At 64.1% G+C, this 11096-nt stretch carries 13 protein-coding genes; 5 read left to right on the forward strand and 8 right to left on the reverse strand.

The features are described 5' to 3' along the window. A complete protein-coding gene (locus N2602_RS19835) occupies positions 1-1263 on the reverse strand; it encodes a D-alanyl-D-alanine carboxypeptidase family protein (protein WP_260379163.1) in 1263 nt (420 codons plus the stop codon). 153 nt (positions 1264-1416) lie between these two features. On the opposite strand from N2602_RS19835, the gene N2602_RS19840 reads away from it, so the two are divergent. Next, positions 1417-2373: an alpha/beta fold hydrolase gene (locus N2602_RS19840; protein ID WP_172788936.1), complete on the forward strand. Its 957-nt coding sequence runs from the start codon at positions 1417-1419 to the stop codon at positions 2371-2373. On the opposite strand, the gene N2602_RS19845 is transcribed toward N2602_RS19840, so the two are convergent. After that, on the reverse strand, positions 2367-3284 hold the full coding sequence (locus tag N2602_RS19845; RefSeq protein ID WP_172788935.1) for a septal ring lytic transglycosylase RlpA family protein: 918 nt from the start codon (positions 3282-3284) through the stop codon (positions 2367-2369). The two genes, N2602_RS19840 and N2602_RS19845, sit on opposite strands and share 7 nt — an antisense overlap. Before the next feature lie 805 nt (positions 3285-4089). Here N2602_RS19845 and N2602_RS19850 point away from each other — a divergent pair. After that, on the forward strand, positions 4090-4218 hold the full coding sequence (locus N2602_RS19850; protein WP_256375401.1) for a hypothetical protein: 129 nt from the start codon (positions 4090-4092) through the stop codon (positions 4216-4218). Positions 4219-4251: 33 nt separating this feature from the next. Here N2602_RS19850 and N2602_RS19855 read toward each other — a convergent pair whose 3' ends face one another. Further along, positions 4252-4488, reverse strand: a complete 237-nt coding sequence (locus tag N2602_RS19855; RefSeq protein WP_210268518.1) for a hypothetical protein — start codon at positions 4486-4488, stop codon at positions 4252-4254. A gap of 211 nt (positions 4489-4699) precedes the next feature. Between N2602_RS19855 and N2602_RS19860 the strand changes: the two genes are divergently transcribed. Further along, positions 4700-5278, forward strand: a complete 579-nt coding sequence (locus N2602_RS19860) for a TIGR00645 family protein (RefSeq protein WP_172788933.1) — start codon at positions 4700-4702, stop codon at positions 5276-5278. 15 nt (positions 5279-5293) lie between these two features. On the opposite strand, the gene N2602_RS19865 is transcribed toward N2602_RS19860, so the two are convergent. After that, the gene (locus tag N2602_RS19865) at positions 5294-5614 is read right to left on the reverse strand and encodes a DUF1476 domain-containing protein (RefSeq protein ID WP_172788932.1); all 321 of its coding nucleotides are present in this window, start codon (positions 5612-5614) and stop codon (positions 5294-5296) included. A 254-nt stretch (positions 5615-5868) separates the two neighbouring features. Here N2602_RS19865 and N2602_RS19870 point away from each other — a divergent pair, with 254 nt between their 5' ends. Then, on the forward strand, positions 5869-6087 hold the full coding sequence (locus N2602_RS19870; protein WP_212257083.1) for a hypothetical protein: 219 nt from the start codon (positions 5869-5871) through the stop codon (positions 6085-6087). Between the two features lie 54 nt (positions 6088-6141). Here the strand turns inward: N2602_RS19870 and N2602_RS19875 are convergent, their stop codons facing one another. From N2602_RS19875 to N2602_RS19890, 4 genes are all read right to left on the reverse strand, one after another. Further along, positions 6142-6333, reverse strand: a complete 192-nt coding sequence (locus N2602_RS19875; RefSeq protein WP_035999201.1) for a hypothetical protein — start codon at positions 6331-6333, stop codon at positions 6142-6144. Between the two features lie 199 nt (positions 6334-6532). Next, the gene (locus N2602_RS19880; protein WP_260379164.1) at positions 6533-7204 is read right to left on the reverse strand and encodes an endonuclease/exonuclease/phosphatase family protein; all 672 of its coding nucleotides are present in this window, start codon (positions 7202-7204) and stop codon (positions 6533-6535) included. Further along, on the reverse strand, positions 7204-9360 hold the full coding sequence (locus N2602_RS19885; RefSeq protein ID WP_260379165.1) for a VTT domain-containing protein: 2157 nt from the start codon (positions 9358-9360) through the stop codon (positions 7204-7206). The genes N2602_RS19880 and N2602_RS19885 overlap by 1 nt, the downstream gene beginning before the upstream one ends. Before the next feature lie 69 nt (positions 9361-9429). Beyond that, complete coding sequence (locus N2602_RS19890) at positions 9430-9726, reverse strand: hypothetical protein (protein WP_260379166.1); 297 nt, start codon at positions 9724-9726, stop codon at positions 9430-9432. A 171-nt stretch (positions 9727-9897) separates the two neighbouring features. Here N2602_RS19890 and N2602_RS19895 point away from each other — a divergent pair, with 171 nt between their 5' ends. Then, positions 9898-10731: a hypothetical protein gene (locus tag N2602_RS19895; protein WP_311738361.1), complete on the forward strand. Its 834-nt coding sequence runs from the start codon at positions 9898-9900 to the stop codon at positions 10729-10731. Positions 10732-11096: the final 365 nt, after the last annotated feature.

Raw genomic sequence — 11096 nt, forward strand, 5'->3', positions numbered from 1 at the left:
TCAGAGCTTCTCGGCACCTGCGCGGAACATGCCGATCACGAGCTCGCTGGCGCCGTCGATCGCGCGGCGCATGGTCGAGCCGGTGCTGATCGCCTCGGCGGCATAGACCGGCGTCTCGACCGCGATGTTGCCGCTGCGCCAGACCCTGACCACGCCGACCCGCTGGCCGGCCTCCACCGGCGCGCGCACCGGGCCGCTGTAGACGATGCGCGCAATCAGCTTGTCGCTGCCGTTCTTGTGCACCATCACCTTCACCGGCGTCTTGGCGACGAGCTTGACCGACCGGCTCTCGCCGCCGAACACCTTGGCGTAGCCGACGGGCTGCTCGGCCGCGATCAGGGTGCGGGTCTCGAAATTGCGAAAACCCCATTCCAGCATCTTCTTGGCTTCCGTGGCGCGGTCCTCGGGATCTTCGAGTCCGTTGACGACGACGATCAGCCGCGTGCCGTTCTGCACGGCAGAGCCGACCATGCCGTAGCCGCCTTCCTTGGTGTAGCCGGTCTTCAGACCGTCAGCGCCTTCCATCGAATTGAGCAGCGGATTGCGGTTGGGCTGGCGGATCTTGTTCCAGGTGAACTCCTTCTCGCCGAACAGTTTGTAGAATTCCGGGAAGTCCAGGATGATGTGCCGGGCGAGCATGCCGAGCTCGCGCACCGTCATCTTGTTGCCGGGATCGGGCAGACCGTTGGAATTGGCGAAGGTCGACTTGGTCATGCCAAGCTCGCGGGCGCGCTTGGTCATGAAGTCGGCGGCAAAAATCCGCTCGTTGCCCGCCATGGCTTCGGCAAGCGCGATGCAGGCGTCGTTGCCGCTTTGGATGATCGCGCCGCGCAGCAGATCGTCGACCGAGACCTTGCTGTTGATGGCGGCGAACATGGTCGAGCCGCCCGAGGGGGCGCCGCCTCTGCGCCAGGCGTTCTCGCTGATCCGGTACTCGTCGGCCAGCTTGATGTCGCCCTTCTTGACCGCGTTGAAAACGACCTCCGCCGTCATCAGCTTCATCATGCTCGAAGGCGCGCGCAGCTCGTCGGCGTTCTTCTCGAACAGCACGCTGCCTGATGAGGCTTCGATCAGGATCGCGGTCGGGGCATCGCCATCGAAGCCGGCGTCTTCCGCTTTCTTGGCGCCCTGGACGCTCTGGTTGGCCGCATAGAGCGCCCCACCCCAGCCGATGCCAGCCACCAAAACCGTCGCGATCAGCCCGCGCGCCAGCGTTCCGGCGGTGAGCCAGTTGCGACCAAGCAAAGGAAGACGAAGTGCCATGGCGAAGCCCTGAGGAAGGCGTTCTAACAGCTGGAACAGATGCGAACAACACGCGGTTGGACGCTGTCCCTGAGATTGCACGATTCTCGCCGCGCCCCTATCGTGGCGCCTCATGTTTTTCGACCAAACCCCTGAAACAAGGCGGAAAAGCGAATGTCCTCAACCCGCATGATCAAGACCAACGGGGTCGAGCTGTTCGTCCGCGAAGCCGGCCAGGGACCGCTGGTGGTGCTGTGCCATGGCTGGCCGGAACTGTCGTACTCCTGGCGCCACCAGATCCCCGCACTTGCCGCAGCCGGGTTTCACGTCGTCGCCCCTGATATGCGCGGGTACGGCCAGAGCGCGGCGCCGCTCGATGTGAACGCCTACTCGATCTTCGATACGGTCGGGGACGTGGTCGGCCTCGTCCAGGCGCTCGGCGAGAGCAAGGCGATGGTGGTCGGCCACGATTGGGGCGCACCGGTCGCCTGGCACGCAGCGCTGTTCCGGCCCGATATCTTCACGGCCGTCGCGGGGCTGAGCGTGCCGCCGCCGTTCCGCGGCCGCGGCAAGCCGCTCGACCTGTTGCGCCAGGGCGGCGTCACCAATTTCTACTGGCAGTATTTCCAGACGCCCGGCGTCGCCGAGGCCGAACTCGAGCGGGACGTCGCACGCACCATGCGCATCGTCCTCGGCGGACGGGGCCTCGCCGATCCCACCGCGGCCATGTTCGTGCAGGAGGGCAAGGGCTTTCTCGGCCATGCGACCGCCGAGGAGCCGCTGCCTGGCTGGCTCAGCGAGGCCGACCTCGCCTATTTCACCGAAAGCTTCCGCAAGTCCGGCTTCCGCGGCGGGCTGAACTGGTACCGGAATATCGACCGCAATTGGGAGCTGACCGCGCCCTGGCAGGACGCGCAGATCCGCCAGCCTTCCCTCTTCATCGCAGGCTCGAAAGACGCGGTGATCACCGGCCTGATCGGGGCCAAGCGCGTCAACGAGCTCGAGCGCGTGCTGCCCAATCTGACGCGCAAGCTGATCCTCGATGGCGCTGGCCATTGGGTGCAACAGGAGCGGCACGACGAGGTGAACGCGGCCCTCGTCACGTTCTTGAAGGAGAGCACGGCTCAGTAGAGGCCGCGGCCGCTCAGGATGCTGCGGGCCTCGGCGGCGCCGTCCGTCGCGCTCTCGCTCGCGTAGCGGCCGTCCTGGTCATAGGACACCGCGCGGGCGTTCTGGAGCGTCCGGCCCCGGCTGCGGCTCGAGGCCGACATTTCCGAGGTGGCATTGAGCGAGGCCATGTCGGCCGAGCTGCTGCCGAGATTGTACGGTCGTCCCTCCGGCATCGGGACCTCGCCGCGAAGGGCGCCGCGGGTCGAGGACGGCAGCTCCGGCACGAACGGCTTGGCCGAGGCGACGCGGACCATCGAGGGCGATGGCGCTGGAACGCCGGTGCGCAGCGTCGCGAGAAGCTGACGGTCGTCGGAGCCTTCGAGCGGCGCCCGGCCGACATATTCGACCCGGACCTTGGCGACGCCATTGCCTTTGAATTCAAGGAGTTCGGCCGCCTTGTTCGAGACATCGATGAGGCGGTTGCCGTGATAGGGCCCACGGTCATTGACGCGCACGATCAGCGACTTGCCGTTGGAGACGTTGGTGACCCGGGCGTAGGACGGCATCGGCAGGGTCGGATGCGCCGCGGTCAGCGAGGTCATGTCGAACACCTCGCCATTGGCCGTCAGGCGGCCGTGGAAATCATCGCCGTACCAGGACGCCATGCCCTCGGCGCGGTAGTTGACGTCCTCCTCCGGCACGTAGGTCTTGCCCGCCACAACATAGGGCTTGCCGACGCGGTAGGTGCCGCCGCCCTTCGGGACCGGATCGCCCCAGGCCACGACGCGCGGGCTCGAGGATACGCCGTATTTCGGATCGACGCGGCTGGCGAACTTGTTCGAGGAAGCGCAATTGGCGAGCGCAAGGCAGGTCGCGACCGCCGCAACACCGCGCGCGGCCCGCAAAACCGAATCTGACCGACGGATCCCCATGCGCCCCAAATACCACTTCGCCGGAGGCGTACCCAACCCGCTTTGGTGACGGGGAGCGCTGTCCGGTCCTTCAACTTCCGAGGCGGCCCACCACCGCATCGGACGTGGTAAGGATAACGCAACCCGAACGCGGCGGAAATGGGGAGCCCACGGCGATCACGCCGGGATGGTAAACGGGACGTTCGCATTTTTCCGTTGTTCTACGGGACGATGGCGCCCGGGCTGTGCCAGTGCTGGACATTCTGTTGCGCCAAATCCTCACTCCACCCCCATTGTCGCGCCGCTCACCGAAATTCTTTTGACTGTGCAAGGCCGCACGCGTTCTCTCGGACGCAAGGGCGGGATTTGGAATTTAACGATGATCGAGACGGTTTCGGCACTGATGGGTCTGGTAAGCGCGGGGATATTCCTGGCCCATGCGTTCGAAGGTTACCGCACGAGGGCCTGAAGGCACTCGCGCGGGCGGCAAGCATCACCTCTTTCAAAGCAGCGCGTTCGGACGGTCTTAGTCGAGCCGATCGCGCATCGAACACGAGAGCGGCAGGTGTCCCATGCGTAACCATGACCTCGTATCCGATGGCTTCCTGGCCTTGACTGCCGGCGGCTTGGTGCTGCTCTGCTCGAGTCTCGTCGCGCTGGCGTTTGCCTGAGGCGCACGTCCTCCTTTCCAATCCGCTCGTTTCTGACGCGGCTCCATTGCGGCGCAGCAAACAGGCCCGTGCTCCGCTCCCATTCAGTTGATTGAATTATTGCGTGCGGCGCCTCGACCTATTGCAAGAGGCCATCACCAACGAGGGTGACGCAAATGCTTGCCGAGAAATTCTTCCTGGTCCTGGAATCCCTGATCCGCGGCGACCGCACCTATCCGGATGGAAGTCCCCGGGTCATCAGCACCTCCCCGCACGTGCCGGTCAGGCCGACACCGCCGAAATAGCCGACGCATCCGCCAGCCGGCCACACGCGCCGCTCAGCGCAAACCCAACAGCGAGCGGCGGTAGAAGCTGCCGCGGGCCTCGTTCTGGCAGACGAAGCTGCCATCGAAGCCCTGGCCGTAACGCTTCTGCCCCTTGCGGTAGTAGACGCCCTTCCTGAAGTCGAGCCAGACCACCTTGTCGCGCGGGCAATGACGCTGGGCCTGCGCCTCATAACGAAACGGCGTCAGCGGCGTCGCCGAGACCTCGGCGCCGCCTGCACCGACCAGCATGGCGCCAGCGCATGCGATTGCGCCGGACCATTTGCCAAAGCCGCTCCGAGACACGCCCCACCTCCCGCTCGCCGCCGTCCCCGACGGCCGGTTGGTACGCTAGCACGAAACGGCCCAACCTGCGGCAGGCAAGCGCGCGTCACGTCTTCCGCCAGCCATCTTGTCGGGGTACATGACGGCGAGATCGTCTCGATGCGAGGGTGCTGCCCGAATGTCGGTTGAGCCTGAGACAACAACTGGTCCCCGCCCGCCCTCGCCGCAGCTCGGCCTGTTGCCGATGATCATCTTCGGCTCGCGCTGGCTGCAGCTGCCGCTCTATCTCGGACTGATCGTGGCGCAGTGCGTCTACATCGCGCTGTTCGTCAAGGAGCTCTGGCATCTCTCCTGGCACGCCCTCGACCTCACCGAGCAGCAGATCATGATGAGCGTACTGGCGCTGATCGACGTCGTGATGATCTCCAATCTGCTCGTGATGGTGATCGTCGGCGGTTACGAGACGTTCGTCTCGCGGCTCGACCTCCAGGGCCATCCCGACGAGCCGGAATGGCTCGGCCACGTCAATGCGAGCGTCCTGAAGATCAAGCTCGCCATGGCCATCATCGGCATCTCCTCCATCGCGCTGCTGCGCACCTTCATCGAGGCCGGCAATCTCGGCTCCAACCGCGCCGGCTTCACCGAGACCGGCGTGATGTGGCAGGTGCTGATCCACATCACGTTCATCGTCTCGGCGCTCGGCATCGCCTATGTTGACAAGCTCAGCGAGTCCGGAATGCGCAAGCGCGCCGAATGAAGCGCTGCTGCAGGTTCAGGGCCGGTCCGCTTCCAGCTGCGCCAATGCCTGATGCAGACATTCCTGAAGCCTCGCGGCGACCTGCTCGCGCGCGATCCCCTTGCCGGCGAGATCGCCCGACACCTTGCTGACCACATCGTCCATCGTCCGGCTCTCCAGATGGTCCGTCACCAGCGCCGCTGCGTAGCTTGCCGCGGCATCGCCACTGAGCCCGAGCTGGCCTGCGGCCCACAGCCCGAGCAGCTTGTTGGACCGCGCCGTGGCCTTGAACATGAATTCCTCGTCGTGGGCGAATTTGGCTTCAAAGCCCTGCTCGCGCTTGTCGAACGTGGTCATGGTCAGCTCCATTCTGATTCGCTGATGAGGATCGGACTTGCTGGGAGCGAACGTCTCCGTGGTTCAGGTCAGTTTAGGATCATTTGAAGCTTCCTCCCGGAAGCCGAACGGCGTCAAGCCTGCCGAAGCGCCCGCCAGGCCGGTGCACAGGCGGCGCGAGCCCCGCGCCAGCCAGCTCGGCCAAGTTGAGAATGTTTACCATTCGTTAAGCAGACTCAGCGTCGGATGACGACAGAGACATCGAGAGCTGACGCATGAACAGAGAGCTGCGGGAGTTTCGACGGCTTGAACGGGTCTGCCTGGAGCAGGCCGCCCTCTCCCCCATGGACCTGACGCGAAGCGGACTGCTGAAGGTCGCCGACGATTGTCGGATCGCGGCCGAAGCGATCGAGGCCCAATTGCCTCGCGGGGTCTTTGCGGACGCCGTCCAGGCGTTCAAGCTGGCCTTGAGCGCAAAGGCCAAGCGGCACTAAATCGGCCGCCGCGGGAGAAGCGATTTGGGAGCTTGGGCGGCGAAGCGCGTTCGCTCAGCCTTTCGCCGCCGCCGCTTCACGCGCCAGCCGCTCGGCCTTCAGCCGTTCCTTGTTGGCGTAGAACGCCTTCTGCGCCGCTTCGTGGTCGCGCATGGCCTTTTCGGCCTCGATCCGGCGCGCCGCATCGCGGGCGTGGCGTTGTTCGGGGGTCAGGGGTTTGCGTCGGAAGGAAAGGTCTTCAGTCATGCCAAGTGAACGTGGCTGCCAGGAAAAAGTTCCGGCCGAGACGGTCGGCCGGTCATGACGTTCCGCGAAAACAACCCCATGCACAGTAGCTAAGCTCCTCTTCTGCAACGCTTTTTTCTCAGCGACGCAAGAGTCCACTTGCCGACGGGCAAACAGCGGCATCTGCGAGCCGCGAACGACGTTCAGCTCGCCGGAACCATCAGATCGCGATGTCCGCAATCACAGGCAAATGGTCCGAATAGGCGCGCGCTTCCTCGTCGGTCCAGACTTTCCCGAACCGGCTGTCCCGCGTTGCATAGATGCGGTCGAGCCGAAGCAAGGGCAGATGCGCCGGAAAGGTGCGCAGCCGCGTCCGGTTCGGGCAGACCTGCGCGAGCACGCGCCGCACCGATTTCACCCAGAACCAGTCGTTGAAATCGCCGAGCACGACGGTTCTTTCGGGCTTCACCAGGCTCACCAGGGCCTGAGCCTGCTCGTAACGCTCGTGGATGCTCAGGCCGAGATGCGTGGCAACCACGCGGAATTCGCCGAAAGGCGTCTGCAATCCCGTGGCAATCGCCCTGCGCGGCTCTCGTTCCCGATAGGACACGTCGACGATCTCGGGCACGCCGGAGAACGGAAAGCGGCTCATGAGCATCTGCCCGTAGTCACCGTCCTCCGTGACGATCGACTTGGCATGAACGCGATGATCGCCGACGACCCGCGCCAGCTTCGCAAACGGATCGTCCGACCGCGATCGGGAATCCACCTCCTGAAGCGCGACGACGTCCGGCGACCATTTGCGAATGATCGAGCAAACCCCCTCCAGATCGAACGTCGGATTGAGATTGAAGGTGCCGTGCACATTCCACGTCATGAAACGCACCGGCATCAACGTCTCCCGGCAAGCCAGGTCGCGACGAACTGTGCGCCCGCGCAGATCCCGAGCCAGCTCAGGAACGCCAGTGCCAGCAGCGCGATGTTGCTCCAGGACGCGTTCCTGGCCAGATCTGCGATCTGCGCTCCCAGAACGGCCATGGCGAGAATACCGGGCATCATGCCCAGCAGCGTTCCAACCATGAAGTCACGGAGCGGCAGCGTGCTCGCGCCAGCCGCGACGTTCACCAGCGAGAACGGTGCGATCGGAATCATGCGGATGACGACGACGGCCAAAATTCCCTTGCCGACAACCCGTTCCTGGATGCGCGCGGCACGGCGTCCCAGCAAGCGCTGAAGACGTTCTCGGCCCAGGAACCGTCCGACCGCAAAAAGCATGAGCGCGCTGAGCAAGACGCCCGCCATGGCGGTGACGAAACCCAGCCATGGCCCAAGTGCGGCAGCAGTCGCAGCGATGAGCACGAGAACCGGAAAGATCACCAGCCCGCCGAGGACGAAGGCCGCGATCGCGAATGGCGGTCCCCAGCCGGACTGCGCATAGGCAGACAGGAACGACGAGAGATGGCCCGCATCGGCGTAATCGCTCAAGGACGTGTACGACCAGGCCAGCGCCAGTCCAAGAAGCGCCAGCGCGATCGAGGCGATCCCGATGATCGTCTTCGTGCTCCACATGCGAGATGCCGCGCGTTCCAGATGAAGCGGCAGCTCAGGGTCCGCCACCGGCTGAACCAGGGTAGCCAGCGTGCTGGTCAGGACCGAGGACTCCACTTTTCGCAGCGTCTTCGCCCCACCCGTTTTCGACACCTGGTCCAGCAGAGCGAACAGCCGATGCTCGTTCTGCGTGACGGCCTGCTCGTCGAGACCACAGAAATGAGCGATGAGACGACGGCGGACGGACGCGATGAAATCCCGATGCTCCTCGGATTCAGCTTCAAAAATCAGGTCGCATTCGCTGTCGGCGCCCATGGAACGATTGTTCAAATTGGCCGAGCCGATCCGCAGGATCCTGTCATCGACGACCATGAGCTTGCTGTGCACCATCACGGCGGCTTCCTTATTGCCGCTGCGGGAGACCGGATAGACGAAGCGGATGCGATCGGCCACGCCAGCCGCGCTGAAACAGTCGATGAAGGCGCCACGGCCGTTCTGCATGGCCTGGGATTCCAGCCACGAGGAATGCAGTTTCGGCGCGACGACCAGAACCCGAAGCGACGGCACGCGACGCATCTGCTCCGCCAGTTCGCTCGCCATCCTGGTCGCGCTGGTGAACTGATTTTCGATGTACACGAAGCTCGTTGCCGACCGGATCGCCGCAATGAAGGAGCGTTCGACCTCCCTGATGGTCGAGCCTGCCGGACAGACCACCTCGGTCCTGGCGATCCCGACCGGCAAATGCTCGGCCTCGACAGGCACGCTCGCCGGCCAGCGGCCATTCCTCAGCGCGCGCCGTTCATCGACCTGTTGGCCTGCCGCACGCCAGCGTTGCTCCGCGAGGGCGAACAGCTGCTCCGCGGCCTCGCCGTCGACGAGGCACTGAACATCGTGAAACGGCGGATACGGCTTGCGCTGAGGGTCGCAGCGCATGGCGTTGTCGGCGCGGTGGTCACTCGTGTCCCAGCGCCTGATCGTCAGATCGAGGCCGCCGACGAACGCCAGTGATCCGTCGACACAGACGATCTTCTGGTGTTGCGCCGAACCAAACGGAAGCGTGGCGTCCAGATGAAACCGGACTCGGCCGTCGGTGTCGGCGATGAATTTCGCCGCGGAATTCCACTCCCTCTCGGAGGCGTAAAACGAGACGAAGTCCCAGACGAGAATATTGATGCGCAAGGCGGGCCGGCGCTGCACCAGGGCGCGCAGGAAGGGACCAAGCTCCTCAGGCAGGCCATCATCCGCACGTCCCGCGGCTCCGACCAGGCGCGTCCTGCTATGGATATCCCATCCGATGATGTAGACGAGATCCTGCGCCTCCAGCAGGGCCTCCCGCAGGGCTGCGAAATAGGCGGCGGCATCGTTCAGAACCGCCACGCGCCGCGCCCTGCACCGTCGCCAGACGGTGTCGCCGGGAGTCAGTGTCGATGCTCTCTGAAGCAGGTGGACCTCGCAATTCGCGTTTGCGTCTAAACGCGCTGGAGGCTCAAGGGGTTCCACGCCGTCAACGGCTGCGGTTCGATGCAAATGCCGGACGTCCGGCGGTCACTGGGCCCATCGCACAATTCGTCATTTGGTGCGGACAAACTTCGCACCGGCGCTCCTCAACACTTCCACAATTTTCTCAGGGGCGTCGCCGTGAAAATCGACGGAAACCTCGATCAGGCCTTCCAGCTTCTGCCGCCCCTCCGGCGCGGGCGCAGTCTTGACGTCGGGACCTGCCGGGCCTGTTCCCACCGTATTCGCATCGCCGACGGGCTGGACGAAGACGTCGCCTCGCGGCACGCCGCACTCCTGCACGACATGCTCAACCGCAAGCTCGGCGCCGCGGCGCGTGTCGAATTCTCCAATGATGGTGCTTTCCAAGGCTGCTCTCCGTGTGGTCTCGCGTGCGGACAACAGGCGAGCCGGGGCCAGGTTCCTGAGGGAGCACGATCGAAGGCGGAGAGGATGGTTGGATCCCACGCGGTGAAGATCAGAACCGAACTACTCCGAGCAGGAAGAGCAGCGCCACCGTGACCAGGCCGGAGATCAGCAGTGAGCCGAGACATCCCAACCGGTTCGAGAAAAAGAAGAACATGCGTTGCCCGCTTTGAAGCGTCCTGTTGGGCTAATCTCTCGGAGTCAGTAGCGTTCCTGCGCAGTTTCGACCGTTCGTGGCCCGAGCACGCAGCGCTTCCTTCCATAGCGTCATTGAGACAGGTCAATACAAGCAGGCCGAGGCTCTGGAAAACTGACCTCGGCAAATCAACGGGGACCGCCATGTCACAGCAGAGCAGCATGCATTTCTATCTCAACTGGGCCAAGGAGCGGATCGACGAAATGGATGCCGCGTTGGCCTCGTTCGAGGTCAAGGCAGGCCAGGCCAAGGCCGAGTCCAAGGTCAAGACCGATCAGCTCCTGTCCGATCTGACCAAGCGCCGCGACGAGTTTCAGGCGCTGCTCAAGGCCAAGGCGCAGGCGGGTGAAGCGGCGTGGGTGGATGCCAAGGCCGAGTTGGAACGGCAATGGGCTGGTTTCGAAGCCCAGATGAAGACCTACTTCGAAGGCGCAGGCAAACAGCTCGAGCAGCAGCAGGCCACGTTCAGAGATCTTGCGGCTGCGCAGGCCAAGGCCTGGGGCGAAGCCGCAGAGAAATTCCGCGAGGCCGCAGGGAAGGTCACTGCTGCCCGCACCGTCGACATCGACGCCGCGCTCAAGCAGATGAAGTCCGACGCCTCCGAAGCCGAAGCGCGCCTGCAGAAGCTGAAGCAGGCGGGCAGCGAGTCCTGGTCGGTGATGAGCGCCGCCCTCGCCGAATCCCGCAAGGCATTCGATCAAGCGAACAAGGCGGCGTGGGACGCGCTGAAGGGCGGTGATGCGAAGAGGTGAAGGTGGGCTTCAGTTGATGCCCCGGGCTTTCCAGCGCAGGCTAGTGCAACACCCGTCCGGCTTCGGCGCGCCGGACCCTTTCTCGCAGCTCCTCGAGCTCTTCGATCGAGTCCAACAATCTCACCAGCTCGCGGGCAATATGTGTCAAACCGGACTTGGATTGCTTTAAGATACGAACTCGCTGTGCCATCGGTGCACGCCTCCATGCTTGGGCAAGTCCAATTGGCAAGGAGCGTGCCACCCCATGAAGGGAACTTAGGGCGATTTATGGCGGAAGGGGTGGGACCGCCTACCGCCCTGCCCAAGGCTTTGATCTATTGGCGAAAAATATCGAGGATCGAACGCGCACCGTAGCAGCTTTCCGT

The sequence above is a fragment of the Bradyrhizobium sp. NC92 genome, assembly GCF_025200865.1.
In the GTDB taxonomy this organism is placed as follows: domain Bacteria; phylum Pseudomonadota; class Alphaproteobacteria; order Rhizobiales; family Xanthobacteraceae; genus Bradyrhizobium.

What these genes read in the sequence shown, in the direction of transcription:
- N2602_RS19855 (WP_210268518.1), bottom strand. Translation starts at nt 4,488, where the DNA reads ATGCTGGTCGGTGCAGGCGGCGCCGAGGTCTCGGCGACGCCGCTGACG.
- N2602_RS19880 (WP_260379164.1), bottom strand. Translation starts at nt 7,204, where the DNA reads ATGCCGGTGCGTTTCATGACGTGGAATGTGCACGGCACCTTCAATCTC.
- N2602_RS19840 (WP_172788936.1), top strand. Translation starts at nt 1,417, where the DNA reads ATGTCCTCAACCCGCATGATCAAGACCAACGGGGTCGAGCTGTTCGTC.
- N2602_RS19860 (WP_172788933.1), top strand. Translation starts at nt 4,700, where the DNA reads ATGTCGGTTGAGCCTGAGACAACAACTGGTCCCCGCCCGCCCTCGCCG.
- N2602_RS19850 (WP_256375401.1), top strand. Translation starts at nt 4,090, where the DNA reads ATGCTTGCCGAGAAATTCTTCCTGGTCCTGGAATCCCTGATCCGCGGC.
- N2602_RS19870 (WP_212257083.1), top strand. Translation starts at nt 5,869, where the DNA reads ATGAACAGAGAGCTGCGGGAGTTTCGACGGCTTGAACGGGTCTGCCTG.
- N2602_RS19865 (WP_172788932.1), bottom strand. Translation starts at nt 5,614, where the DNA reads ATGACCACGTTCGACAAGCGCGAGCAGGGCTTTGAAGCCAAATTCGCC.
- N2602_RS19835 (WP_260379163.1), bottom strand. Translation starts at nt 1,263, where the DNA reads ATGGCACTTCGTCTTCCTTTGCTTGGTCGCAACTGGCTCACCGCCGGA.
- N2602_RS19845 (WP_172788935.1), bottom strand. Translation starts at nt 3,284, where the DNA reads ATGGGGATCCGTCGGTCAGATTCGGTTTTGCGGGCCGCGCGCGGTGTT.
- N2602_RS19875 (WP_035999201.1), bottom strand. Translation starts at nt 6,333, where the DNA reads ATGACTGAAGACCTTTCCTTCCGACGCAAACCCCTGACCCCCGAACAA.